Consider the following 25,751-nt stretch of genomic DNA (forward strand, 5'->3'; position numbering starts at 1 on the left):
AACGGGATTACCCAGGTGAACCGATAGGGTTGGGCTGTGACTCGCATCGCCTACCTCGGCCCCGAAGGGACCTTCACCGAGGCGGCCCTGCTGAAGATCTCGGCCGGTGGACTCGTGCCCGGCAACAACGACGCAAGCTCCATCACACCGCTGCCGGTGGACAGCGCCGCTGCCGCGCTCGCCGCGGTTCGGTCGCAGGACGCCGACTACGCGTGCGTCCCGATCGAGAACTCGATCGAGGGCTCGGTGCTGCCCACGATGGACAGCCTGGCCACCGGCACACCGCTGCAGATCTTCGCCGAACTGACGCTGGACGTATCGTTCACCATCGTCGTTCGCGGCGGTACCCCGGCGGCCGACGTCGGCACGGTGGCGGCCTTTCCTGTCGCGGCCGCACAAGTACGCAACTGGCTCGCGGAGCATCTGCCCAACGCGCACGTGGTGCCCGCCAATTCGAACGCGGCCGCGGCGCACGACGTCGCAGGCGGGCGCGCCGACGCGGGGGTGAGCACGGCGCTGGCAGCCGAACGCTGCGGTCTGACGGCGCTGGCCAGCGAGGTGGTCGATGAGCCGAATGCGCGGACGCGCTTCGTGCTGGCCGGGCCGCCAGCACCGCCGCCGGATCGCACCGGCGCCGACCGCACGTCGGTGGTGCTTCGGCTCGACAACGTCCCCGGCGCGCTCGTTTCGGCGCTCAACGAGCTGGCGATGCGCGACATCGACCTCACCCGCATCGAATCGCGGCCCACCCGAAAAGAGTTGGGCACCTATCTGTTTTTCCTCGACTGCGTCGGGCACATCGACGACGAAGCGGTCGCCGAGGCACTCAAGGCGCTGCATCGTCGTTGTGCTGATGTGCGCTATCTAGGTTCATGGCCGACGGGGTCGGCTGCCGGTGCCATACCGCCGCGGCTGGACGAGGCGTCGCGCTGGCTGACGCAACTACGGGACGGTAAGACATGAGCGGGCGTCTGGTCCTGGTCCGGCACGGGCAATCGCACGGCAACGTCGAAAGGCGCCTCGACACCCGGCCGCCTGGCGCGGCGCTGACTGACCTCGGCAGACAGCAGGCCCGCACGTTCGCCCGCAACTGGACGCACCCCATCGGCATGGTCGTCCACTCGGTGGCGCTGCGCGCGGTGCAAACCGCAGCGGAGATCGCCGACGAAATCGCCCTGGACACCCACGAATTCGACGGCATTCACGAAGTACAGGTCGGCGAGTTGGAGGACCGGAACGACGTCGAGGCGATCAAGGAGTTCAACACGATCTACCAGCGATGGCACGAGGGCAACTTCGAGCTGCCGCTGCCAGGCGGTGAGACCGCCGCCGAGGTGCTCGATCGCTACGTACCTGTGGTGACGCAGCTACGCATGCGCTACCTCGACGACCACGAGTGGACCGACGACATCGTGATGGTGAGTCACGGCGCGGCGATCCGGCTTGCCGCAGCGACACTGGCAGGCGTCGACGGCAGTTTCGCCCTCGACCACCACCTGCCGAACGCCGAGGCGGTGGTGCTGACCCCGATCACCGACGGCCGGTGGAGCTGCGTGCAATGGGGAACCCTGACGCCGCCGTTCTATCCCGAGCCGGAGGTTCATCCGGTGCAGGACGCGTTGCAGTCAGCCGACCCGATGGGCTGACACGAGTTCGGCGCAACTGCAGGCGATCGCGTCGCAGTCGATGCTGAACGCGTGCACCACCTCGGGCGTCACGCAACCCTCTTCGGTGCATTCGGACCGATAAAGAGCGTGGTGAATGACGGTGCCGTGGCAGTGCTCCAGCCCCGCCAGACAGCCGCGGCATTCACTGCTCATAGCCCTTTGATAGCACTGGGCGCCGACATCGCGTGGTTGCCGCGCCTAGCTACTTCGACCTGAAAAAGTCGCAGCTGCCAATGGGCGTGAGCCTGTGGTTGTCGAGACGTTTTGCGAGTGCAGGCCTCGGCAACTACAGGCTCAACGGCGAGCGTGCGCTCATCCCCAGCCTTTGGTCTTCGCGCAAGCGCTCATCCCCAACCCAACTCGTGCAGCCGCTCATCATCGATACCGAAGTGATGGGCTATCTCGTGGATCACCGTGATCGCGACCTCGTCGACCACCTGGTCTTCGCTGTCGCAGGCCTCGAGCAGTGCCCCTCGGTAGATCGTGATGGTGTCGGGCAGGGACCCCGCCGCGTACCACGAATCGCGCTCGGTCAGGGCGATGCCGCGATACAGCCCGAGCAGGTCCGGTTCCTCCGGATCGCGGTCCTCCACCAGGACGACGACGTTGTCGATCGCCGCCGCGAGCTCCGCAGGGATCAGGTCGAGTGCGTCAGAGACCAGCTCGTCAAACCGTTGCGGGGTCATCCGCACGGGCACGTGGCTACGGCCCTGGCGGCAGCGGGGGTGGCACCGGCTCGCCGGGCGGCGGCGGCGGAGGTGCGGCCTCGGGGGGAGGAGGCGGCGGCAGCCCGGGCGGAGGCGGCGGCAGCGGTTCGCCTGGCGGCGGTGGTGGGGGCAGCGGCTCGCCCGGTGGTGGCGGCGGAGGCGGCGGCGGCCCGCCGAGGAAGGTGTTGCCCGGCGCGGGCACTTCCTCGGTGGGGGCAGTCGAGGTCTGCGTCGACTGCTGCGGCATGTGCTGCGACTGCTGGCTCTCGTCGGTGGTCGTCTGGGTGCTGGTCACCTGCGACGAAGAGTCAACAGGCTCCTCAGGCATCGGAATCGGCGGCAGGTTCAGCCGCTCCTCTGGGATGTCAGGCGGTGCGATCGGCGGTTGACCGTTGATCAACAGCGGGCCCTTGGCCGGGTTCAGCAGTGTCGACCAGCCACCGTTGCCAAGCGTTGCGCCGATGCTGCACGACACCTGCCGGCTTCCCGCCGACCAGCTGGGCAGCGAGATGGTGCTGTAGATCAGCGTGAGCGTGGTGCTGCGCAGCTGAATGGGCGCCAGGTAGGCGTCCGTCATCTTCGTGCAGGCGTCCTTGATGAACGCGTCCTGCTCCGGCTCGGGCGGCAGGGCGTCGGGGTACTTCTCGGCGAGGTTGACCGCGCCGGTGACCTCCATCGCGTGCGGTGCCGCACAGTCGACCGGGATGTCGGTCGGCTGATTGGTCGTCGGGTCGATGCCCAGGCACGTTCCTGCGGGCCAGACCTTGGACTGGTCGATGTCGGCGACCTTGCCCTTGAACGGCAGCTGCTGGTTGTTGGCGCCCGGCAGCTGCAGGCCGCACAGCATGCGGCGCTCGCCCGATTGGCGCCATGCCTTGTCACCGGACCACAGCATGCTGATGGTGAAGCGGCTGGTGGGATCGAAGCGGGTGCCGAGGTAGCTCTTGACGGCGGCCGAGCACTGCTCCTGGCTGATCTGCTGGATGCGTGCGGCCGACGGCGGCGCGGCGTCCGGCCCGTACTCGCTGCCGGGGAACGTGCGCATGTCCACCGACTCCGCAACCTCGAAGCGGTGCTCGTCCTTGCAGTCCACGATCTCGGCGGCGTCTGGCGTGCGATCAGGCCAGTTCAGGCAGTCGCCGCTCTTGGCGTGGTTGAACGTGTCGTTGCCGCGCGGCCCGAGGGCGATCGAACTGGCGGTCAGGCCGGTACCGCCCTCGCCTTGCGGCAGGGCGGTGATCAGACCGGCGATGAGCAGGCCGCCGAGTGCGGTCAACAGCAGCGCGCGGCGCGTCGACGCGGCCTGCAAACTCTGCCACCACGCCACCCGCTCAGACGGCTGTTCGACCTCCTCGGCGAGCATCTCCTCGCGCTCGGGTGCGTCCAACATCCGCTCCATTGTGACAGGCGTGTCGGGTGCTGTGACAAGTGATGCGTTTGTAATGTTATGGGGTTGTGCCTGAGGGCCCCTCTGCTAAGCCTCCACCGCGACGTGGACCGCGGTCGTCCCAGTAGGGTTGCGGCCGTGATCGACCTCAAGCTTTTGCGCGAAAACCCGGATGTGGTGCGCGCTTCGCAACGTGCCCGCGGAGAGGATCCCGATCTTGTCGACGCGCTGCTGCAAGCCGACGCGTCGCGGCGGGCCGCGATCTCGGCGGCCGACAACCTGCGCGCCGAGCAGAAGGCCGCCAGCAAGCGGGTCGGGTCTGCGACGCCGGACGAACGGCCCGCGCTTCTGCAGCAGGCCAAGGAACTCGCCGAGAAGGTCAAGGCCGCCGAAGCCGAGCAGGCCGAAGCCGAAAAGGCTTTATCGGCAGCGCATATGGCGATCTCCAACGTTGTCATCGACGGCGTACCCGCCGGCGGCGAGGCCGACTTCACGGTGCTCGACACCGTCGGCGAACCCCACGCCATCGACAATCCCAAGGATCACCTCGAACTGGGGGAGTCGCTGGGGCTGATCGACATGGAGCGCGGCGCCAAGGTGTCGGGGTCGCGGTTCTACTTCCTCACCGGCGCGGGTGCGCTGATGCAACTGGGGCTGATGCAGCTCGCCGTGCGCGTGGCCACCCAGAACGGATTCACGCTGGTCATCCCGCCCGTCCTGGTACGGCCCGAAGTGATGGCGGGCACCGGGTTCCTCGGCGCGCACGCCGAAGAGGTGTACCGGATCGAGGGCGACGACCTCTATCTGGTCGGCACGTCCGAAGTGCCGCTGGCCGGATATCACGCCGACGAAATCCTCGATCTGTCCGACGGTCCGCGTCGCTACGCAGGCTGGTCGTCGTGCTTTCGCCGTGAAGCGGGCAGCTACGGCAAGGACACCCGCGGCATCATCCGGGTGCATCAGTTCGACAAGGTCGAGGGCTTCGTCTACTGCAAGCCAGACGAGGCCGAAGCCGAACACGAGAGGCTGCTTGGCTGGCAGCGCGAGATGCTGGCGCACATCAACGTGCCGTATCGCGTAATCGACGTTGCCGCAGGAGATTTGGGCTCTTCGGCGGCACGCAAGTTCGACTGTGAGGCGTGGGTCCCCACGCAGCAGACTTACCGTGAGCTGACCTCGACGTCGAATTGCACGACGTTTCAGGCCCGCAGGCTGTCGGTGCGCTACCGCGACGAAAACGGCAAGCCGCAGACCGCGGCCACACTCAACGGGACGCTGGCGACCACCCGCTGGCTGGTCGCGATCCTGGAGAACCACCAGCAGCCCGACGGCAGCGTGCGCGTCCCGGAAGCGTTGGTGCCCTTCGTCGGAACCGAAGTGCTGGAGCCCAAGGCGTAGCGGACGGCATCACTTCTGCGCGACGATGGAGGATGAAAACTGCGCCGAGAGTGCGGAATATGATGGATCTGGCGCGAATTCCGTCATATTCCCTACTCTCGCGATGCCATGACTCCGCACAGGCCGTCTGCTCGGCTTACTTGGCCAGCAGTTCGTCCAGCATCGCCAGGAACTCCTTCGGCCGCTGCGGGGTGAAGGCAGGCTTGGGCCGCGTATCGACTACATCCAGAGTGACCAGAGTCGACTTGATCGGGCGCCACATGTCCAGCGGCAGCCACCGTCGCAGATCCGAACTACCCCAGATGCGGAACCGATGAGTGAACAGGCCCAGCGGCTCGGCCTTGTAGCCGCGCACATTGCGTAGCGGGATCACCTTCGACGTGCCAGACGGAAAGTGATAGCGCCGCAACGTGATTGCCTCGCGGTCGAGTTGCACCATACCGTCGTCGTAGTACTGGCGCGGCGCGGTCATAGTGGCGCGCACCGCAGCTCGTGGCCCTTGGTCGTCAGGCAGCGGCCCGTCTGCAGGTTCCACTGCCAGCCGTGCAGATTGCAGGTCAGGGTGGTGCCCTCCACCACGCCGAACTTCGAAAGGTCGGCCTTCAAGTGCGGGCAGCGGCGCTGAATCTCCCAGCCGTCCAACTGGATTGACGCGGTGTCGTCGTGCGCCTCGGCGAACCAGCCGTCGGCGTAGGCGATCCGCTCGTCGGTCAGGCACTTGAAGAAGGTGTACAGGTACTCGTTGTAGCCGCCGACCCGCCACGCCTTGAATCGCGTCGACAAGAAGATGGTGTTCACCCAGTCCGGCTCATCGTCGCGTAGCACCGTCCGCACCAGCTCCGGGGCGATCTCAAAGCCGTAGCGGAACTTCTCGTCCGGAATGGGTTCGCGCACAGCACGTTTCGGGAAGTCGAGAACTATCGTTTCCGGCCCCAGCCGCAGCTCGACCGGATATCCGATGCCGTCGCAGATCTGGTCGCTCTGGATCATGATTGGCTCGAACGCCGTTCGCAGCGGCTCGAGCAGCGACTCGCCTGCCGCAGGTGCCCAGCTGGCCTTCTCGGCGGCCAGCACCGGTGCCATCCGCTCGGCATAGTCGGCGATGTAGGCCGCCTTGCCCGTGGTGAAGATGGCCTGCACCTCGTCATCGGGCAATGGGTGCGTCAGCGAATTCAGTTGTGAGCCAGTGAAATCCCCCGCCGATCCTGGCATCATCAGCAAGCCGCGATCGTGCCCGTGCGCGCGCATCTGGTCGAGGAAGACGACCTGGTCGGGGAAGATGTTGGCCGGGTCGCCGTGGTCGTCGTTGAGGTCGCGCAACTCGGAATCGAGGAAACACGGCGGGCCCGCGGACGGGATCACCCAGGTGGCGCCGACCTGCGCGATGTACTGGCGACAGCGGTCCATCTGGCGCTGGCGTTTCTGCGTGCCGAAGGCCTCCTTGGCCCTGGCGGGCATGTCGTAGACCATCGGGTACCAGATCGCGCCGGAGTACTGCAGCATGTGGACGTCGACCTGGCCGAAGTCGGCATGCAGCACGTCGAGGTCGACCGGACGCGCGTCGTTCATGTTGAAACAGACCGTCTCGCCGTCGTCGACCACCAGGCCGGAGTCTCCGATCGGACCGTCGGCCGGAGCGCGCAGCGCGATGATCATCACGTCGAGATCGCCCTTGGGGCCGCTGACGCTGTGCTTGACCGAGTCGGTGGTCTCGAAGAACCGGTGAAAGCCCAGCTTCTCCAGTTCGCGCTGCAGGTCGGGCACGGGGAAGTCGGGTAGCAGCACGACCGCGTCCTTGTTGACGTGCTCGCGCAGGTTCTTCGGGTCGAAGTGATCGCGGTGCAGATGCGATACGTACAGGTAGTCGCAGTCCCCGAGCGTGTCCCAGTCCAATGCGCTGTTATCGGGGAACGGGAACCACGATGCGAAGTACGCGGGGTTGACCCAGGGGTCGCACAAGATGCTTCCGGCCTTGGTATCGATCCGGAAACCCGCATGTCCGACGCTGGTGACCTGCACTAACGACCTTTCTTGTTATTGCTTGTTCTGCGGGCCAAGCCTAACTGGACGCGAATAGATGCCGCAGATACGCGTCCGGGGCGGTGAGAAATCGGCGCCAGTGAGAGACCATTTCCAGGTCGTCCCACCCAGCGACGTGGCGGCCGTGGTCGCCGAGTTCGAGAATCGTCGCACCCGGGTAGGCGGCGAGCAGCGGTGAATGAGTGGCCAGCAGGAACTGCGATCCGTCGGCGACCAGTGAGTCCATCAGCACCATCAGCTGCAGGCACGAGTTGAACGACAACGCGGCCTCGGGCTCGTCGAGGATGAACAGCCCGCGCTCGGTGTCGCGGGAGCTCAGGAACGCCAGGAATGATTCTCCGTGCGACCGTTCGTTGAGCGCGCCGCCGAAGACCTGATGCGGGGTGCCGCGGTCGACGTCGGTGAACAGCTGATGCATGGCCTCGGCCCGCAGGAAGCAGCCGCCGGCAGGGGGCGGGTATTCACCGTCGAGCCGCAGCGCCCAATGCAGGTCGCTGTCCTCGTCGCCGGCCCGCGGGGCCCAGTGCTTGACCGCTCCTTTCAGCCGCGCGGCCCACGTGGTGGCGACGGCCTCGAGCAGGGTGGACTTGCCCGAGCCGTTCTCGCCGACGAGGACGGTCACCGGGGCGTCGATCCGCAGCGGTTCGTCGGCAAGCTGCGCGACGACAGGAACACCGAAATACCAAGCATCCGCGGCCTTTTCGCCGTCAAGCGTGATCTGCCTGAGGATCATTCGCCAGCCTTCCAGAGGCGCAGGTAATAGTCGAGCCGGTCCTCGTCGGCGGCGACACCGTAGGCGTCGAAGAACTCGGCACGCCAGTCGCCTTCGTAGTTGTAGCCCAGCGACCATTCGGCCACCGCGAGGTCGGCCCAACGATCGGCGATGCCGAGGTCGCCGAAGTCGACGTGACCGCACCACTGGCCGTCGTCGGTGATCAGGGTGTTCGGCGCACAGGCGTCGCCGTGGCAGACCACCAGCTTGTCGACCGGAGGTGGTTCGCACAGTCCACGCCGGGCGGATTCGGGCAGGGCGGCGAGCCGGCTGGGTACCGACCAGCTGTAGGGGCACGAATCGACCGGCAGCCGGTCATGCATCTCGCGCAGGCCCATGGCGATCGCTCGCACCGCCGTCAGGGGTTCGGCAATCCAGCGCGGATCGACCGCCGAGCGCCCGGGTAGACCGGCTGTGTGCAGCCATGCCAGGGCGCCGTCTCTTCCGACATCCAGTACTACTGGCACCGTCAAATAGGTTGCGGCCCAACGCAGTTTCGCTGCCTCCCGGTACAGGTCGACCTCCGGATGTGGCGGTGCGACCTTCACGAACTCCCGGCCGTCGCCGTCGCCGGCCTGAAAGGTCAACCCCCCGATGTCGTTGGCCCACGCCGCGTACACCGGCCGCCCCGCAGCAATCCGCGTCACGACGGCGGGCATCGGCCCCGGTTCGATAGGAAAGCTCACCGGTTCAGTGTCCAGGACACGGGCACTAGGCTGGTGCACTGTGGAACCGGTTTACGGGACAGTCATCCAGCTCGCCCGCCTGGTGTGGCGCGCGCAGGGGCTGAAGTTCACCGTCACCGGCGTCGAGAACCTGCCCCGCACCGGCGGCGCCGTCATCGCCATCAACCACACCAGCTACTTCGACTTCACCTTCGCGGGTCTGCCCGCCTACAAGCAGCATCTCGGCCGCAAGGTGCGGTTCATGGCGAAGAAAGAGGTTTTCGACCACAAGATCACCGGGCCGATCATGCGCAGCCTGCGTCATATCGAGGTGGACCGTGACAGCGGTGCGGCCTCCTACGACGAGGCGTGCCGGGCGCTCAAGGACGGCGAGCTGGTCGGTGTCTACCCGGAGGCCACCATCAGCCGCAGCTTCGAGATCAAGGCGTTCAAGTCGGGGGCGGCGCGCATGGCGATCGCCGCCGATGTGCCGATCGTGCCGCACATCATCTGGGGCGCACAGCGGATCTGGACGAAGGGGCACCCCAAGAACATGTGGCGCCCGAAGGTACCGATCTCGGTGGCTGTCGGTGAGCCGATCGCCCCGACCCTGCCCGCGACGGAGCTGACCGCGCTGCTGCATTCGCGGATGCAGCACCTGTTGGAGCAGGTGCAGGACGCCTACGGTCCGCATCCGCCCGGCGAGTACTGGGTGCCGCACCGGCTTGGTGGGGGAGCGCCGTCGCTGGCCGACGCGAACCAGATGGACGCCGACGAGGCCGCCGAGAAAGCCCGAGCGAAAGCTGCAAGGGACGAGCAGGCCGGACCCGCCGGAGCGCCGGGGTAGCGCCGCATGGAGCCGGTCTTCCGCACGCTAGAGATCGCAGTCAGTCTGGCGACCAGGGCCATCGGGACCCGGATCACCTATCACGGCCTCGAGCACATCCCAGAACGCGGCGGCGCCGTGATCGCGATCAACCACACGAGTTATGTCGACTGGGCGTTTGCGGCGCTCGCGGCCTATCAGCGGCACCGCCGGCTGCGGTTCATGATCAAGACCGAAATGCAGGACGTGAAGGTCGTGAACTTCTTGATCAAGCATTCCGGGACCATTCCTGTGGACCGTGACGCCGGTGCCGGTGCCTACGCGGTTGCGGTGCAGCGACTCAGGGCAGGCGAGATCGTCGGCGTGTATCCCGAAGCCACGATCAGCCGCAGCTTCGAACTGAAGGAGTTCAAGACGGGCGCCGCTCGCATGGCTCGCGAGGCGCAGGTGCCGATCATGCCGCTGATCGTCTGGGGTGCGCAGCGGATGTGGACCAAGGATCATCCAAGAAACATGGGGCGCAAGAAGATTCCGATCACCGTCGCGGTTGGCGCGCCGGTGTATGCAACCGATTCGATCGATGGGACAAGCGCCGCGATGCGCGAAGCGATGAACACACTGTTGCGACAAGTCCAGCAGGATTACCCGCATCCGGAAGGTGCCTACTGGGTGCCGCGCCGGCTCGGTGGTTCCGCGCCGACGATGGACGAGGCGAAGGTACTGGAGGCGGCGGAGCTGGCCGAGCGCGCTCGCAAGCGGGCCGAGCGTGACGCGAAGAGTCGCCGGTGAGCTTGCCAACACTGATTGCCTCCGATGTGGACGGCACGCTGCTCGACGACGACGAGAAGGTCACTGCGCGCACCCGTGCAGCGGTCAATGCCGCCGTTGACGCCGGCGTGGTGTTCGTCCTCGCCACCGGTCGCCCGCCGCGCTGGATACACCCGGTGGTCGACGCGTTGGGTTTTGCGCCAATGGCGGTGTGCGCCAACGGCGCCGTGATCTATGACCCGTCGGCCGATCGGATTGTGTCGGCCCGCACTTTGTCGGCCGACGCACTCGGGGAGCTCGCCGAGATCGCCACCCGCGTGATTCCCGGCGCTGGCCTGGCCGTCGAGCGCGTCGGCCGCAGCGCCCACGACGCCGCAACACCGCAGTTCGTCAGCTCACCGGGATACGAGCATGCCTGGCTCAACCCCGACAACACCGAAGTGTCGGTCGAGGATCTTCTCAGCGCGCCCGCGGTGAAGCTGCTGATTCGCAAGGCAGGCGCACAAAGCTCCGAGATGGCCGCGGTGTTGGCCAAACATGTTGGGCTGCAAGGGGATATCACCTATTCCACCAACAACGGGCTGATCGAGATCGTGCCGCTGGGCATCAGCAAGGCCACCGGTGTCGAGGAGCTGGCCCGCCCCGCGGGCATCACCGCCGAGGACGTGGTGGCATTCGGCGATATGCCCAACGACATTCCGATGCTGCACTGGGCGGGACTCGGCGTGGCGATGGGAAACGCGCATCCGGAGGCGATGGCGGCCGCCGACGAGGTCACCGCGCCCAACACCGACGACGGCCTGGCCCGAGTCCTCGAACGGTGGTGGCTCTAGCCCGTTAGGTCGGGTTGATGGCCGGGGTGAACCGCTCGAGTTGGACCGGCGCGCCGTCAACCGGCGGCTTGGGCAGCTCCAGCGGGACGCCGTCGATGACCCGGGTCACGGTGCCCTTCTCGCGGTCGAAGTTCAGCGTCCCGTGCTGGAAGTTCTGCACTATCCACAGCGGCTCCTGGATCTCGCCGCTGGTCGGCAGGCCCAGCGCGCCGCGCTCGAAGCCCAGCGACCCCCACGCCTTGTAGATCTCGCCGGTGACGGGCTCGGCCCCGCTCTGCGGTGACCAGTACATGGCGCCGTTGTCGAAGGTGACGTACCGCGTCGGTCCTTCACCCGAGGCTTCCGGTGTCTTGGGTGCGCCGAGCGGGCTGTTCACCCCGCCCATCGACTCCCACCGCGCATGAATCGCGCCGCCGCGCAACGATTCCGCCAGATCCGCCGGTCCTGGCGGATCGTTGAACCTCGCCGCGATGTCCCGGATCTGACCCATGGCCGCGTACGCCGCGTTGCCCGGACACTCCGTGTTGCCGACGTCGCGGTGAGTGAAGATTGTCGGCAGCGTCGGGGTTGCGCCGAACGGAAACTTGGTGAACGAGCCGCCCGCGGAGGCCAGCACCACCGTGCCGTGGGGATTGATGCGGTCGATACCGAGGCGCCAGCCCAGCAGTCTGGCGGTGGTGCGCAACTGAATTGGTGTCGGCGGGACCACGTCGAAGTTGCCCATCATCGCCACACCCCAGGTGTCGCGGTTGAACCCGCCGGTGTGCGCTCCCTCGACCGGCCTGTCCATGCCGCCTGCCCTGCCCTCGAAGACCTGGCCGTACTTGTCGACCATCGCGTTGTAGGCGACGTCGCACCAGCCAAGGGTGCGGGTGTGGTACTCGTATATCGAGCGGACGATTCCGGCCGAATCCTGCGGGGCGTAGTCGTTGCTCCCAGCGGTGTGGTGCACGATGCCGGCCCGAATCCCTCTGTCGTACCGGGGATTTCCGCAACGCATCGATTCGTCGGCGCCCCACTGCGCGCGGTTGATGATGTGCGGCGCAACCCCTGGTGCGGTGACCGCGCTCGGCATCGGCAGGCTGTCGATCGGTGCCTGCGGCGGGCTGATCAGCACGGCGTTGATGTTCTGCGCGAACGGCTGCTCGACGTTGGCTGGCACGTACCCCAGTCCGGGCTTGGCAGGCTCGGCCGTCGACCCTTGCCCCGTCGGCGCGGCGCCGGACGGACGGGTTACTGCGATCTGGACGGTGGTGGTGCGGCCGATGAAGACCGGCTCGGTGCCGCGCGGGCCCGCGGTTTCAGGGCCGACGCCTTCCATCGTCTCGGCCTCGTACCACGGGCCCCAGGTGCCGTCGGCCTTCTTGGCGCGGATCCGCGCCGACGTGCCGGTGAGGTCTTGCGCGGTCAGCGCGACCATCGAGAAGGGGGTGTCCTGGTGGATCTCGCGGATCGTCTCGCCGCCGCCGAGGCCGGTCAGCGGCTGTTGCGCCAGTTGGGGCGCCGCGGGGGGCTGCGGCTCGTCGTCGTCGCCAGGAAGCCCGTTGATCGCCCACGGGAGCATCACAACCGTCGCCGCGATGGCGGTAAGGAGCATCGGCGCAGGACGACGGCACGGCACGGACTGATGTTACGTATGTGTCAGTTGTTACCAGTGTTTCGACACGGTAGTTGGCCCGACTAAATGGTGGGCCGAATCACCTGCAACGGCACCGCAGAGCCAACGACCGGCTTCTGCGGTGCCGTCAGGTGACAGGACTGATTACGGCAGGACCGGAGACGGCCCGGCCCGACCGGGTGTGCCCGGTCCCGTGGTGCCCGCCGCCTGCGTGATCGGCGCGGCCGGTGCTGGGGCAGCGGCGGCCGGGAGGCCCGGCACCGCGCCGGGCTTGGGCATCGCCGACATGATCGCCGGCATCACCATTCCCTTGAGCAGATCGATCGCCTGGCCGGCACCCAACTGCTCCGCCATGCTGCTCACCTCGCCGAGCAGCCCGCCGCTTCCAGTGCTGGCCGGCATCGCGGCCAGTGATGGGTCGCCGAGGATCGGGTAAGTGCCCGCCGCGGGATCCAGCCCGATGGGCGCCGAGATCGGCACCTCATTCGGCAGGCCCACGGCGCTGGAGATCGGGGTGGTGGCCAGCGCGGGGTCGGTCAGCGCAGGCGGCGTCGACAGCCCCGGCGTCGTCAGCCCCGGTGTCGTGACGCCCGGCGTGGTCAGGCCTGGTGTCGCGGCGGTCGGGCTGGTCAGCGCCGGATTGGTGAGTGCGGGGTTCGTCAGCGCCGGGTTACTCAGCGCAGGATCGGTCAGCGCCGGTCCGGTCGCGCTGAGCGGCGGAAGGGTGGCGCTCGGTGCGGTCAGTCCCGGTGTGGTCAGACCCGGCGTCGTCAGACCTGGTGCGGTCAGTCCCGGTGCGGTCAACCCTGGCGCGGTCAGGCCCGGGGTGGTGAGGCCGGGCGAGGTCAGCGACGGGGGCGTCGTCGCACCCGAACCCGTCAGCAGACCCGTCGGCATCGGCGGCATGTTGATGCCGAACTGCGACAGGCCCTGCGAAAGCGCCGACATCAGCTCATTGGGCAGGTCGGTGATCATCGCGGCTTGGACGAACTCGCGGTGCTGGGGCGCGGGCTTGCTGTTGTCGGACAACTCGGACAACGCCACTACTGCAACTGGACTTGCGACTGCCAGGGCAACGACTGCGCTCGTGGCTGTCGAGAGCCTGCGTCGACGTCGGTTCGGCACGGAAGTCTCCTCAATATATGGACTACGTCTGGTAGGTGCTCGGGAAATATCACCGTCAGCGGCTACGGACCTGGTCGTATGAAGCCCATTAGTGCCAACGTGATCGATGGTACTGATGTGACTGCTGCGTCTAGAGTGGCGATACTGAATTGTGAGCCAATTGCGACCTTGAGCCGCCTCCGTCGGATTCGGGTAGGGCGAGCGCAGTCGGATACCCTTGCTGCCGATGACAGCTCGTTTTGACCTCTTTGTCGTCGGTTCCGGTTTCTTCGGCCTGACGGTTGCCGAGCGCGTGGCGACGCAGCTGAACAAACGCGTCCTCGTAGTCGACCGACGTCCGCACATCGGTGGCAACGCCTACTCCGAGCCCGAGCCGCAGACCGGCATCGAAGTGCACAAGTACGGGGCGCACCTGTTCCACACGTCCAATCGGCGGGTGTGGGATTACGTGCGGCAGTTCACCGACTTCACCGGCTACCAGCACCGCGTCTACGCCATGCACAACGGCCAGGCCTACCAGTTCCCGATGGGCCTTGGCCTGGTGTCGCAGTTCTTCGGCAAGTACTTCACCCCCGACGAGGCCCGGCAGCTGATCTCCGAACAGGCCGCCGAGATCAAGCCCGAGGACGCACAGAACCTCGAAGAGAAGGCCATCTCGCTCATCGGCCGCCCGCTGTACGAGGCGTTCGTCAAGGGCTACACCGCCAAGCAGTGGCAGACCGACCCCACGGAGCTGCCGGCCGCCAACATCACCCGGCTGCCGGTGCGCTACACATTCGACAACCGCTACTTCAACGACACATACGAGGGTTTGCCTGCCGACGGTTACACCGCGTGGCTGAAGAACATGGCCGCCGACGACCGCATCGAGGTGCGGCTGGATACCGACTGGTTCGACGTGCGCGACGGTCTGCGTGCGGAAAGCCCCGACGCCCCGGTGGTCTACACGGGTCCCCTTGACCGCTACTTCGACTACGCTGAGGGCCGACTCGGTTGGCGCACACTGGATTTCGAGGTTGAGGTGCTCGAAACCGGCGACTTCCAAGGCACCCCCGTCATGAACTACAACGACCTCGACGTGCCCTACACCCGCATTCACGAGTTCCGGCATTTCCACCCGGAGCGGACCTACCCCACCGACAAGACGGTGGTCATGCGCGAGTACTCGCGGTTCGCCGAGAACGACGACGAGCCCTACTATCCGATCAACACCGAATCGGACCGCGCGTTGTTGGCCACGTACCGGGCCAAAGCCAAGGAAGAGACCGCGTCGGCGAAGGTCTTGTTCGGGGGACGGCTGGGCACCTACCAGTACCTCGACATGCACATGGCCATCGCCAGCGCGCTGAACATGTATGACAACACCCTCTCGCCGCACCTCCGTGACGGCGCCCCGCTCAGCGAAAGCAGTAGAGAATGAGTGACATTCCGTCCGGCGCCCTTGACGCCGGGGAATCCAAGGCGGTGAGTCTTCTCTCCCGCGTCATCCTGCCGCGTCCGGGCGAACCGCTCGACGTCCGCAAGCTCTATATAGAGGAATCGGAAACCAACGCGCGCCGCGCGCATCCGCCGAGTCGCACCACGCTGGAGATCGGCGCGGAGTCCGAGGTGTCGTTCGCAACCTACTTCAACGCGTTCCCGGCGAGCTACTGGCGGCGCTGGTCCGTTCTGGAGTCGGTGGTGCTGCGCATCGAGCTCACCGGCAGCGCCCGCGTCGACGTCTACCGGTCCAAGGCCACCGGCGCCAGGATCACCGTGGGTGGCGCCCCGCTGTCCAGTGGCGTCGAAAACGAGCCGGCCGTAATCGAATTCGAGATCGAACTGGATCCTTTCGAGGACGGCGGCTGGATCTGGTTCGACATCACCACCGAATCCAAGGTCACCGTGCACAGCGCCGGTTGGTACGCGCCGGTGCCCGCGCCGGGCCGGGCCAACGTGGCGGTCGGCATCCCGACGTTCAACAGGCCGGCCGACTGCGTCAACGCGCTGGCCGCGCTGACGTCAGATCCGTTGGTGGACAAGGTGATCAGTGCGGTCATCGTGTCCGACCAGGGCAACAACAAGGCGGTTGACCACCCCGGCTTCGCGGCGGCGGCTGCGGCACTGGGCAATCGGCTGACGATTCACAACCAGCCCAACCTCGGTGGCTCCGGCGGATACAGCCGGGTGATGTACGAGGCGCTGAAGAACACCGACTGCGAACAGATCCTGTTCATGGACGACGACATTCGCGTCGAGCCGGACTCGATCCTGCGGGCGCTGGCGCTCAACAGGTTCGCGAAGGTCCCGACGCTGGTCGGCGGTCAGATGCTCAACCTGCAGGAGCCCTCGCACCTGCATGTGATGGGCGAGATGGTCGACCAGGAGAACTTCATGTGGACCAATGCGGTCAACACGGAGTACGACCACAACTTCGCCAAATACCGGCTCAACGACGAAGACGAGTACCGGAGCAGGCTTCTGCACCGCCGCATCGACGTCGACTACAACGGCTGGTGGATGTGCATGATCCCCCGGCAGGTCGCCGAGGAACTCGGTCAGCCGCTGCCGCTGTTCATCAAATGGGACGACGCCGACTACGGGTTGCGCGCGGGTGAGCACGGCTATCCAACGGTCACACTGCCCGGCGCGGCCATCTGGCACATGGCGTGGAGCGACAAGGACGACGCGATCGACTGGCAGGCGTACTTCCACCTGCGCAACCGGTTGGTCGTCGCGGCCATGCACTGGGACGGCAACATCAGCGGACTGATCGCCAGCCACGTGAAGGCGACGATCAAACACCTTCTGTGCCTTGAGTATTCGACCGTTGCCATCCAAAACAAGGCCATGGACGACTTCCTCGCCGGCCCCGAGCACATTTTCTCGATCTTGGAGTCTGCGCTGCCGGATGTGCGCAAGATGCGTCAGGAGTTCCCCGACGCCGTCGTGCTGCCGAGTGCGACCGCGTTGCCGACGCCGTCGGACAAGCGGTGGCGCAAGAAGGTGAACATCCCGACCAACCCGCTGGCGATCTCGGTACGGCTGACCCGCGGCGTCATCCACCAACTCAAGCCGCACGACCCTGAGCACCATCGCCGTCCGCAGATCAACGTCGCAACACAGGACGCCAGGTGGTTCTCGCTGTGCAAGGTCGACGGTGTTACCGTCACCACCGCAGACGGGCGCGGTGTGGTCTACCGGCAGCGCGATCGCGCGAAAATGTTTGCCCTGCTTCGCGAGTCGCTGCAGCGCCAAGTCCTTCTCGCCCGCAAGTTCAACCGGATGCGCAAGATGTATCGCGGTGCGCTGCCGGTGCTGACGAGTAAGCAGAAGTGGGAGACGGTGTTACTCGAGTCGTCGTCGCCCGCCAATGGCTGAGACTCTGCGCGGCGAGGAAGCCGCGCTGGTCGCCGTCCAGTCGGCGCTGGCGGATCGGCCAGGAGTGGTGCCGGCCGCACGTGCCATGTCGCATTTCGGTGAGCACGCTCAGGGCTGGGTGGCCTTGTCGGCTCTCGGCGCTTTGATCCAGCCGCAGCGGCGACGGCAATGGATCGCAGTCGCGGTCGGAGCATTGGTGGCCCATGCGGGCGCCATCGCGATCAAACTGGTGGTCCGGCGTAAGCGTCCCGATCACCCCGCGGTTGCGGTGAACGTCGGCACGCCGAGTCAGCTGAGCTTCCCTTCGGCGCACGCCACCTCGACCACTGCGGCGTCGATCCTGTTGGCCCGGGCCACCGGCCTGCCGTTGCCCCTGCTGTTTGTGCCGCCAATGGCGCTGTCTCGCTTGGTGCTTGGCGTGCACTACCCCAGCGACGTGCTCACGGGTATGGCGGTCGGGGCCGCTGTCGCAAAAGTGGTTGGCTCCGTCGCCGACCGAGGAGAGTCATGAGCATTTCACGGGAGAGTCCGGCAGAGAGCGCAACGCAGATGAGCGAAGAACCGGCACCGGTCGTGGGTCCCCCCAAGAACCTCGCGACCGGACTCGTCAAGGCCCTCCGCCCCCGGCAGTGGCTGAAGAACGTCCTCGTGTTCGCCGCGCCGGTGGCCGCACTCGGCGACGCCCGCTACGCGTACGACTACCGCGAAGTCCTGATCAGGGTGCTGCTCGCGTTTGTTGTGTTCAGCCTCGCCGCGTCGGCCGTCTACCTCGTCAACGACGCCCGCGACGTGGAGGCCGACCGCCAGCACCCGACCAAACGCTTCCGCCCGATCGCGGCCGGAGTGGTTCCCGAATGGCTGGCCTACGTGCTCGCTGTGGTGCTGAGCCTGGCGTCGCTGGCCATCTCGTGGTTCGTGACACCGAACCTGGCCGTGGTGATGGCCGTCTACATCGCCATCCAGCTGGCCTACTGCTTCGGCCTCAAGCACCAGCCCGTGATCGACATCTGCATTGTCTCGTCGGGCTTCCTGATCCGGGCCATCGCTGGCGGCGTCGCCGCGGGTGTGCCCCTGTCGCAATGGTTCCTGCTGGTGATGGCGTTCGGCTCGCTGTTCATGGCCGCGGGCAAGCGGTATGCGGAGTTGCAGCTCGCCGAACGCACCGGCGCCAAGATCCGCAAGTCGCTGGAGAGCTACACCAGCTCGTATCTGCGCTTCGTCTGGACGATGTCGGCGACCGCGATGGTGCTGTGCTACGGCCTGTGGGCGTTCGAACGGGACGACACCGGCGGCACGTCATGGTTCGTGGTGTCGATGGTTCCCATCACCATCGCGATCCTGCGCTACGCCGTCGACGTCGACGGCGGCCTGGCCGGTGAGCCGGAGGAGATCGTGCTGAAGGACCGGGTGGTGCAGTTGCTGGGCCTGGTGTGGATCGGAACCCTCGGTGCAGCCGTCTTCCTCGGCTGACTGGATGAATGCGACGGTTGCGGGCCGGCAGGCCCGCTGGCCGGCATTTCGGTACGACGCCACTGTCCGGCTCAGCCTGTGGGTGAGTGTGCTGACCGTCGCCGCGATGTTCGGATGGGGTGCCTGGCAGCGGCGCTGGATCGCCGACGACGGGCTCATCGTCCTGCGAACAGTGCGAAACCTTTTGGCGGGCAACGGCCCTGTCTTCAACGCAGGCGAGCGTGTCGAGGCGAACACTTCGACGGTGTGGACCTATTTGATCTACCTCGGCGGGTTGATCGGCGGCCCTGTCCGGCTGGAGTACGTGGCGTTGGTGCTCGCGCTGGTGCTCAGCGTGGCCGGTGTGGTGCTCGCCATGTTCGGCACGGCACGGCTTTACGCGCCAAGCCTGCAGGGCCGCCGCGCGCTACTACTGCCCGCGGGTGTCCTCGTGTACATCGCGGTGCCGCCCGCCCGCGACTTCGCCACCTCCGGGCTCGAAAACGGTTTGGTGCTGGCCTATCTCGGTCTGCTGTGGTGGATGATGGTGGTGTGGGCGCAGGCTCCACGCGCCTACTCCGCCCCGGTTCGTCCGGCGGTGGCGCCGCGCTCCGGCCCGCCCGTCATCCGCAGACAGCCGATGCGGGCGCCGGCGGCGCCGGCAGAACCGCGGAACGCCGTCAACCGATTCTTCGACGGCGCACTGGCTTTCGTCGCGGGACTGAGCGTGCTGGTGCGCCCGGAGTTGGCGCTCATCGGCGGGCTAGCGCTGATCATGATGCTTGTCGCCGCCCGCGGATGGCGACGTCGCGTGTGGATCGTCGTGGCGGGTGGTCTGCTGCCCGTTGGCTACGAGATCTTCCGAATGGGTTACTACGGCCTGATTTTCCCCGGCACCGCGCTGGCCAAGGACGCCTCGGGCGCCAAATGGCCGCAAGGGTTCATCTATCTGGCCAACTTCAACCAGCCCTACCTTTTGTGGGCGCCCGCCATCTTGCTCACCGGCCTGGCGGTCACAGTGTTGATCAACCGCGGGCAGCCCTGGTGGAAGCGCCGCACCATCGCCCCGGGTTACGGGTGGTTGGCGCGCATGGTGCAAAGCCCTGCCGCCGTAGTCCTTTTCATCGTCGTGAGCGGGCTCGTGCAGGCCGTCTACTGGATTCGCCAGGGCGGCGATTTCATGCACGGCAGGGTTCTGCTGACGCCGTTGTTCTGCCTGCTGATCCCGGTGGCGGTGATACCCGTCGTCCTGCCCGACGGAACCCGCATGGCCCGCGGTGCTGGGTACTTGTTCGCCGGAGCCACCAGCGTGTTGTGGCTGGCAGTTGCCGGCTGGTCGCTGTGGGCGGCCAATTCGCCGGGCATGGGAGCCGATGCCACCCGCGTCACCTACTCCGGCATCGTCGACGAACGACGGTTCTACGCCCAGGCCACCGGCAACGCACATCCGACGACCGCCGCCGACTATCTCGACTATCCCCGAATGCGGGCGGTGCTGACCGCACTGGAGAACACTCCCGACGGCGCGCTGCTGTTGCCGTCCGGCAACTACGACCAGTGGGACGTCGTACCCGCGATACCACCGCCACCGGACGCACCGCCGGAAAGCCGCGAAAACGGCCCGCACACAGTCTTTTTCACCAACCTCGGCATGCTCGGCATGACGGTCGGACTCGACGTCCGTGTCGTCGACCAGATCGGCCTGGCCAACCCGCTGGCGGCGCACACTGCGAGGCTGGAAGACGGCCGCATCGGTCACGACAAGAACCTTTTTCCGGACTGGGCGATCGCCGAAGGGCCGTTTCTGAAGGAGCCGCCGTTCATTCCGGCCTACGTCGATCAGGACTGGGTCAAGCAGGCCGAGGCGGCGCTGAAATGCCCGGAAACCGACGCCATGCTCACCTCGATACGTGGACCGATGGGGCCACGGCGATTCTTGTCAAACCTGGTGCACGCGTTCGAGTTCACCGATTATCGGATCGACCGGGTGCCGCTGTATGAACTTGTGCGGTGCGGGCTGGAGGTGCCCCCGCCGTCGGGCACCCCTTACACTGGCTTGCCGGCAACGGGGCCGTAACCGTCAGCATTTGTTAGCTGGCCGGGATTTGTAGTTACTTGGTAACGCCGCAGCCCCATCGGGCCGATACACCAGTCGCGGGTAGCCGCCGTTCATACGGCGCCGGACACATGAACGGATGGTACGAGCAACTGATGCATAGGACATCGGCTGTAAACGCTGTGCAAATTTGGCTTCGCCGCGTGCTCGTGGTTTCGGCCGCCGTGCTGACGCTTCCGGCCCTGACGACCGTCGCAGGCACCACGCCAAGCGCCAACGCCTTCTCTCGCGAGGGATTGCCGGTCGAATACCTGGACGTCTACTCGACGTCGATGGGCCGCAACATCCGCGTGCAGTTCCAGCCCGCATACGCTCCAGCGCCCGCACCGGCACCCACCCCAGAAGGCGCACCGACACCCACGCCGGTACCGGCACCGGTCGCCACCCCCGGTGTGCAGAAGGCCGTGTACATGCTCGACGGCATGCGTGCGCGCGACGACTACAACGGCTGGGATATCGAAACCCCTGCGTTCGAGTGGTTCTACAACTCCGGGGTCGCAATGGTGATGCCCGTCGGCGGTCAGTCCAGCTTCTACTCCGACTGGTACTCGCCGTCGAGCTTCAACAACCAGGGCTACACCTATAAATGGGAAACCTTCCTGACCAACGAGCTTCCGCAGTGGCTGGCCGCCAACAAGGGCGTCTCCATGACGGGCAACGGCGTCGTCGGGCTGTCGATGTCGGGCGGGTCGGCGCTGATCCTGTCGGCGTATCACCCGGGACAGTTTTCGTACGCGGCCTCACTGTCGGGCTTTCTGAACCCGTCGGCGCTGCTCATGCAGCAGGCTATCCGGGTCGCCATGCTCGACGCAGGCAGCTACAACGTCGACAACATGTGGGGCGCACCGTGGGACGGCGCGTGGAAGCGCAACGACCCGATCAAGCAGGTGTCGAGGATCGTTGCCAACGGCACGCGGCTGTGGATCTACTGCGCGCCTGGCGGCAACAGCGCCATCAACACCAATCCCGACCCGAACCAACAGTTCAACGCCGACAGCCTCGAGGGCATGGCCATCAAGTCCAACAAGGACTTTGCCGAGGCGTACGCCAAGGCCGGTGGCCGCAACGCCACCTTCCAGTTCCCGCCTGCCGGAAACCACGCGTGGCCGTACTGGGCTTCGCAGTTGCAGGCACTGAAACCTGACCTGATTGCGACCCTCAACGGATGAGGCTCCTACCAGGGAGGACACCTTCTAAAGAGAGAGATCACAGCGGAATGTGGTTCACTACACGGGCAACGCGGCGAGGTCCGATGGACAGAATCCGCGTGCGGCATACAACAGATGGGATAGGTAGAAGCATGGGTTTCGTTGGGAGAGTGCGAGGCGCGGCGAAGGGCATGTCGCGCCGGCTCACGGTCGCGGCCATGGTGGCTGCCGTGTTGCCCGCCCTGGTCGGCGTCGTCGGAGGCTCGGCGACAGCAGGGGCTTTCTCTCGTCCGGGTCTGCCGGTCGAATACTTGATGGTTCCGTCGGCCGGTATGGGCCGCGACATCAAGGTGCAGTTCCAGAGTGGCGGCCCCAACGCACCAGGGGTCTACCTGCTTGACGGCCTGCGTGCGCAGGAAGACTTCAACGGCTGGGACATCAACACCGCCGCGTTCGAGTGGTACCTGGACTCGGGCATGGCCGTGGTCATGCCGGTCGGTGGACAGTCGAGCTTCTACAGCGACTGGTACAAGCCGGCGTGCGGCAAGGCAGGCTGCTCCACGTACAAGTGGGAGACGTTCATCTCCAGTGAGCTGCCGAGCTACCTGGCCGCGAACAAGGGCGTCGACCCCACCCGCAACGCGGCGGTCGGCCTGTCGATGGCCGGTTCGGCCGCACTGATCATGGCGATCTACCACCCGAACCAGTTCCAGTACGCGGCCTCGCTGTCCGGCTTCCTGAACCTCTCCGAGGGCTGGTGGCCGATGCTGGTCGGCATGTCGATGGGTGACGCCGGCGGCTACAAGGCTGACGACATGTGGGGCAAGACCGAAGACGCGAACAGCGCGTGGAAGCGCAACGACCCGATGGTCAACATCGGTCAGCTGGTCGCCAACGGCACCCGCATCTGGATCTACTGCGGTGACGGCAAGCCGTCCGAACTGGACGCGGGCATGAGCTCCGGCAACCTGTTCAACGCGAAGTTCCTCGAGGGCTTCACGCTTCGCACGAACAAGACGTTCCAGGAGCAGTACATCGCCGCTGGCGGTAAGAACGGCGTGTTCAACTTCCCGCAGAACGGTACTCACCAGTGGAACTACTGGGGTTCTCAGCTGCAGCAGATGAAGCCCGACATCGCTCGGGTGCTGGGTGCGGTGGCCCAGCCGTCCGCTCCGGCGGCTCCTGCCGCTGAGCCGGCCAGCTCCGGCGGCTAAGCAGTAAGACACACGGTCGACGGCGGTGATCCCTCACGGGGGGTCGCCGCCGTCAGCCGTTTCCGGCGCGCTCCGTCGCGGTGGTGTGGTTGTATACGTGCGGCGGGGAAGCCAACGACGTGAGGTGGGGTAGATGCGTGGGTTTATCCGAGCGATCCTGACCGCGGCGCTTGCCGCCGGGCTGTGGTCCGCGTCGACGGCTGTCGCCAATGCCGACGTCGAGTACCTGATGGTGCCGTCGGCGGCGATGGGCCGCGACATCCCCGTCGCTTTCCAGGCCGGCGGCCCGCACGCCGTGGTGCTGCTCGACGCGTTCAACGCCGCACCCGACGTCAGCAACTGGGTTACCGCGGGCAACGCGATGAACGCGCTTGCCGGGTCGGGCATCTCGGTGGCCGCGCCCGCCGGTGGCGCGTGGAGCATGTACACCAACTGGGAGCAGGATGGCAGCCGCCAGTGGGAGACGTTCCTTGCCGACGAGCTGCCCAACTATCTGGCGGCCAACAAGGGACTGGCGCCCAGCGGGCACGGCATCGTCGGCGCGGCACAGGGCGGCTACGGCGCGATGACCATGGCCACCTTCCATCCCGACCGGTATCGCTTCGCCGGATCACTGTCGGGATTCCTTGCCCCGGAGCGGACCGGCGTCGACGGGGCCATCACCGCGGGCCTTCAGCAGTTCGGCGGCGTCGACACCCGCAACATGTGGGGTATGCCACAGCTTGGCCGGTGGAAATGGCATTCACCGAACGTGCACGTTCAGCTGCTGGCGGACAACAACACCCGGCTGTGGGTGCACAGCCCCTCGGCTGGCGCCGGCTGCGACGCCCCCGCGATGATCGGTTACTGCGATATCGCCCAGGGCACCAACCGCGAGTTCTACCAGCACTACCGCTCGGTCGGCGGCCACAACGGGCACTTCGACTTCCCCGCGAGCGGCAACCACGACTGGGGAACCTGGAGTGGTCAGCTGGCGGCGATGTCGGGTGAATTGGTCGCCACGATCAAGTAGGCACCTCCGGTGACTTCGCGCACCTGGGGTCGGCGGCGTTAGCCGGTACCTTGGAGGAGTGCAACACGCGGTAGGGCAAGCGGCGCGTCTTGCGGCTTATTCCCTCGGGCCTGCAACCTCGCTATTGGTAGCTTCCGCCGCAGCTCTTATGACGGGATGTTCCGTCGGCGACGACATGATGTCGACCATCGGTCTTCCCGCGACCGAGACGTCAACGGCGCACGGCCAGCCCGGCGCAGAGCAGCCGGGGCCGCCGCAGCCGGGCGCCCAGTCCAACGCTTTGGTCCTGACGCCTGCGCAGCGCTCCTACCTCGATGCGCTGAAGGCCGAAGGGGTGAAGCCGTCGAGCGACCTGATCGCACTGAGCATCGGCTCCTACGTGTGTCAGTCGCGCGCAGCCAAGCAGAACGAGGCGGCGGTGTGGGACTTCGTCGTGCCGCTGGTGCGCAGCGACGTCCGCGGCACCCGCATCGCCTCGATGTCACCGTCGGCCGCTGAGGTCGACGAGGCGACCGCCGACTACATTCGCATCGCAACCGAACGACTCTGCTAGCAGGAGAACATGCAAAAGGCTTCTCGACGGAAACGTCATCGCATCCTTGCGCTCGTAGCGGCTGGGGCGATGGCGCTTGTCGTGGTGTTGATCGTGGCGATCGTGGTCGTCGTGCTGCGCCGGCCCGATACGCCGCCCAGCGCGGTGCCGCCCAGCGCGGTGCCTCCGACGGCTGCCCCCGGGGTGCCGACCAAGAAACCGCGCCCGGAGACCCAGCCGGCCGACTGCCCCGACGTGCAGCTGCTCTCCATCCCCGGCACGTGGGAGTCCTCGCCGGTGCTGGACCCGTTCAACCCGGTCCAGTTCCCGATCGCGTTGTTGCTCGGCGTCACCAATCCGATCCGCGAGCAGTTCGGAACCGACCGGCTGGAGGTGTACACGGTTCCGTACACCGCGCAGTTCCACAATCCGCTGTCGGCCGATAAGCAGATGTCCTACAACGACAGCCGCGCCGAGGGCACCCGCGCCGCCGTGAAGGCAATGACGGACATGAACAACCGTTGCCCGCTGACGAGCTACGTCCTCATCGGCTTCTCCCAGGGCGCGGTGATCGCAGGCGACATGGCCAGTGACATCGGCAACGGCCGCGGCCCGGTCGACGAGGATCTTGTGCTCGGCGTGGCATTGATCGCCGACGGACGACGCCAGGCGGGCGTCGGGCAGGACATCGGCACCAACCCGGAGGGCCAGGGCGCGGAGATCACCCTGCAGGAGGTGCCGACGCTGTCGGCCTTGGGTCTGACGATGACGGGACCGCGGCCCGGCGGGTTCGGGTTGCTCAACAACCGCACGTATGAGATCTGCGCGGCGGGCGACCTCATCTGTTCCGCGCCGGAGTCCGCTTTCAACATCACCCAGCTGCCGAAGACGCTCGAGGTGCTCAGCGGCGGCGCCGGCCAGCCCGTCCACGCGATGTACGCCACGCCGCAGTTCTGGAATCTCGACGGACAATCGGCTCCTGCGTGGACACTGAACTGGGCGCGGGGCCTGATCGATAACGCTCCGCATCCAAAACATGGCTGACATGTGACCGGACCGATTTGGCCAGCGACAAGGCGGTCCCTTAACATTAAGAGAAAACTAAGAGTGACTA

25 protein-coding genes are annotated in these 25,751 nt (G+C 66.4%); 16 read left to right on the forward strand and 9 right to left on the reverse strand.

Features of this window, described 5'->3' with window-relative positions; translation table 11 throughout:
* Nucleotides 1-36: 36 nt before the first annotated feature.
* Nucleotides 37-963 carry a prephenate dehydratase gene (pheA, locus tag VFH65_RS12315; RefSeq protein WP_353321800.1) on the forward strand — a complete coding sequence of 309 codons (927 nt, stop codon included), beginning with the start codon at nt 37-39 and terminating at the stop codon, nt 961-963.
* Entirely contained in the window at nt 960-1,646 is a 687-nt protein-coding gene (locus VFH65_RS12320; RefSeq protein WP_353321802.1) for a histidine phosphatase family protein, read from the forward strand. The genes pheA and VFH65_RS12320 overlap by 4 nt, the downstream gene beginning before the upstream one ends.
* On the opposite strand, the gene VFH65_RS12325 is transcribed toward VFH65_RS12320, so the two are convergent.
* The 3 genes from VFH65_RS12325 to VFH65_RS12335 all read right to left on the reverse strand — a co-directional run bounded on the left by VFH65_RS12325 (nt 1,626) and on the right by VFH65_RS12335 (nt 3,773).
* Complete coding sequence (locus VFH65_RS12325) at nt 1,626-1,820, reverse strand: hypothetical protein (protein WP_353321804.1); 195 nt, start codon at nt 1,818-1,820, stop codon at nt 1,626-1,628. The genes VFH65_RS12320 and VFH65_RS12325 overlap by 21 nt on opposite strands.
* A 191-nt stretch (nt 1,821-2,011) precedes the next feature.
* Complete coding sequence (locus tag VFH65_RS12330; RefSeq protein ID WP_353321805.1) at nt 2,012-2,365, reverse strand: metallopeptidase family protein; 354 nt, start codon at nt 2,363-2,365, stop codon at nt 2,012-2,014.
* Between the two features lie 4 nt (nt 2,366-2,369).
* Nucleotides 2,370-3,773 (reverse strand): septum formation family protein, encoded by a 1,404-nt coding sequence (locus VFH65_RS12335; protein ID WP_353321807.1) that lies wholly within the window; start codon nt 3,771-3,773, stop codon nt 2,370-2,372.
* Between the two features lie 126 nt (nt 3,774-3,899).
* Between VFH65_RS12335 and serS the strand changes: the two genes are divergently transcribed.
* The gene (serS, locus tag VFH65_RS12340) at nt 3,900-5,159 is read left to right on the forward strand and encodes a serine--tRNA ligase (RefSeq protein ID WP_353321809.1); all 1,260 of its coding nucleotides are present in this window, start codon (nt 3,900-3,902) and stop codon (nt 5,157-5,159) included.
* Nucleotides 5,160-5,295: 136 nt separating this feature from the next.
* Here the strand turns inward: serS and VFH65_RS12345 are convergent, their stop codons facing one another.
* Genes VFH65_RS12345 through VFH65_RS12360 form a run of 4 tightly spaced genes read right to left on the reverse strand, consistent with a single transcriptional unit; the run spans nt 5,296 to nt 8,657 of the window.
* Nucleotides 5,296-5,631 carry a hypothetical protein gene (locus VFH65_RS12345; protein WP_353321811.1) on the reverse strand — a complete coding sequence of 112 codons (336 nt, stop codon included), beginning with the start codon at nt 5,629-5,631 and terminating at the stop codon, nt 5,296-5,298.
* A complete protein-coding gene (locus VFH65_RS12350; protein ID WP_353321813.1) occupies nt 5,628-7,178 on the reverse strand; it encodes a Rieske 2Fe-2S domain-containing protein in 1,551 nt (516 codons plus the stop codon). Before VFH65_RS12350 ends, VFH65_RS12345 begins: the two co-directional genes overlap by 4 nt.
* A 40-nt stretch (nt 7,179-7,218) precedes the next feature.
* Nucleotides 7,219-7,932: an AAA family ATPase gene (locus tag VFH65_RS12355; RefSeq protein ID WP_353321815.1), complete on the reverse strand. Its 714-nt coding sequence runs from the start codon at nt 7,930-7,932 to the stop codon at nt 7,219-7,221.
* Nucleotides 7,929-8,657, reverse strand: coding sequence for an aminoglycoside 3'-phosphotransferase (locus tag VFH65_RS12360; RefSeq protein ID WP_353321817.1), 729 nt, complete (start codon nt 8,655-8,657; stop codon nt 7,929-7,931). The genes VFH65_RS12355 and VFH65_RS12360 overlap by 4 nt, the downstream gene beginning before the upstream one ends.
* Nucleotides 8,658-8,697: 40 nt before the next feature.
* On the opposite strand from VFH65_RS12360, the gene VFH65_RS12365 reads away from it, so the two are divergent.
* Genes VFH65_RS12365 through VFH65_RS12375 form a run of 3 tightly spaced genes read left to right on the forward strand, consistent with a single transcriptional unit; the run spans nt 8,698 to nt 11,063 of the window.
* Nucleotides 8,698-9,483: a lysophospholipid acyltransferase family protein gene (locus tag VFH65_RS12365; RefSeq protein WP_353321819.1), complete on the forward strand. Its 786-nt coding sequence runs from the start codon at nt 8,698-8,700 to the stop codon at nt 9,481-9,483.
* 6 nt (nt 9,484-9,489) lie between these two features.
* The gene (locus VFH65_RS12370; RefSeq protein WP_353321821.1) at nt 9,490-10,251 is read left to right on the forward strand and encodes a lysophospholipid acyltransferase family protein; all 762 of its coding nucleotides are present in this window, start codon (nt 9,490-9,492) and stop codon (nt 10,249-10,251) included.
* Nucleotides 10,248-11,063 (forward strand): HAD family hydrolase, encoded by an 816-nt coding sequence (locus tag VFH65_RS12375; protein WP_353321823.1) that lies wholly within the window; start codon nt 10,248-10,250, stop codon nt 11,061-11,063. The genes VFH65_RS12370 and VFH65_RS12375 overlap by 4 nt, the downstream gene beginning before the upstream one ends.
* A gap of 4 nt (nt 11,064-11,067) precedes the next feature.
* Here the strand turns inward: VFH65_RS12375 and VFH65_RS12380 are convergent, their stop codons facing one another.
* Nucleotides 11,068-12,684, reverse strand: coding sequence for an N-acetylmuramoyl-L-alanine amidase (locus VFH65_RS12380; protein ID WP_353321825.1), 1,617 nt, complete (start codon nt 12,682-12,684; stop codon nt 11,068-11,070).
* A gap of 141 nt (nt 12,685-12,825) precedes the next feature.
* A complete protein-coding gene (locus VFH65_RS12385) occupies nt 12,826-13,806 on the reverse strand; it encodes a hypothetical protein (protein WP_353321827.1) in 981 nt (326 codons plus the stop codon).
* A gap of 217 nt (nt 13,807-14,023) precedes the next feature.
* On the opposite strand from VFH65_RS12385, the gene glf reads away from it, so the two are divergent.
* The 10 genes from glf to VFH65_RS12435 all read left to right on the forward strand — a co-directional run bounded on the left by glf (nt 14,024) and on the right by VFH65_RS12435 (nt 25,681).
* Nucleotides 14,024-15,226 carry a UDP-galactopyranose mutase gene (gene glf / locus VFH65_RS12390; protein ID WP_353321829.1) on the forward strand — a complete coding sequence of 401 codons (1,203 nt, stop codon included), beginning with the start codon at nt 14,024-14,026 and terminating at the stop codon, nt 15,224-15,226.
* Nucleotides 15,223-17,166 (forward strand): glycosyltransferase, encoded by a 1,944-nt coding sequence (locus VFH65_RS12395; protein ID WP_353321831.1) that lies wholly within the window; start codon nt 15,223-15,225, stop codon nt 17,164-17,166. The genes glf and VFH65_RS12395 overlap by 4 nt, the downstream gene beginning before the upstream one ends.
* Nucleotides 17,159-17,677, forward strand: coding sequence for a phosphatase PAP2 family protein (locus VFH65_RS12400; protein WP_353321833.1), 519 nt, complete (start codon nt 17,159-17,161; stop codon nt 17,675-17,677). Before VFH65_RS12395 ends, VFH65_RS12400 begins: the two co-directional genes overlap by 8 nt.
* A gap of 38 nt (nt 17,678-17,715) precedes the next feature.
* On the forward strand, nt 17,716-18,636 hold the full coding sequence (locus tag VFH65_RS12405; protein ID WP_353321868.1) for a decaprenyl-phosphate phosphoribosyltransferase: 921 nt from the start codon (nt 17,716-17,718) through the stop codon (nt 18,634-18,636).
* 4 nt (nt 18,637-18,640) lie between these two features.
* Nucleotides 18,641-20,692 carry a flagellar motor control protein ZomB gene (gene zomB / locus VFH65_RS12410; protein WP_353321835.1) on the forward strand — a complete coding sequence of 684 codons (2,052 nt, stop codon included), beginning with the start codon at nt 18,641-18,643 and terminating at the stop codon, nt 20,690-20,692.
* A 134-nt stretch (nt 20,693-20,826) separates the two neighbouring features.
* Nucleotides 20,827-21,900 (forward strand): alpha/beta hydrolase, encoded by a 1,074-nt coding sequence (locus VFH65_RS12415; RefSeq protein ID WP_353321837.1) that lies wholly within the window; start codon nt 20,827-20,829, stop codon nt 21,898-21,900.
* Between the two features lie 131 nt (nt 21,901-22,031).
* Nucleotides 22,032-23,093, forward strand: coding sequence for an esterase family protein (locus VFH65_RS12420; RefSeq protein ID WP_353321839.1), 1,062 nt, complete (start codon nt 22,032-22,034; stop codon nt 23,091-23,093).
* Between the two features lie 133 nt (nt 23,094-23,226).
* Complete coding sequence (locus tag VFH65_RS12425; protein ID WP_353321840.1) at nt 23,227-24,105, forward strand: alpha/beta hydrolase family protein; 879 nt, start codon at nt 23,227-23,229, stop codon at nt 24,103-24,105.
* A gap of 175 nt (nt 24,106-24,280) precedes the next feature.
* Complete coding sequence (locus VFH65_RS12430; protein WP_353321842.1) at nt 24,281-24,658, forward strand: DUF732 domain-containing protein; 378 nt, start codon at nt 24,281-24,283, stop codon at nt 24,656-24,658.
* Nucleotides 24,659-24,667: 9 nt separating this feature from the next.
* Nucleotides 24,668-25,681 carry a cutinase family protein gene (locus VFH65_RS12435; RefSeq protein ID WP_353321844.1) on the forward strand — a complete coding sequence of 338 codons (1,014 nt, stop codon included), beginning with the start codon at nt 24,668-24,670 and terminating at the stop codon, nt 25,679-25,681.
* Nucleotides 25,682-25,751 lie beyond the last annotated feature (70 nt).

The sequence above is a fragment of the Mycobacterium sp. genome, assembly GCF_035697385.1.
Lineage (GTDB): Bacteria > Actinomycetota > Actinomycetes > Mycobacteriales > Mycobacteriaceae > Mycobacterium.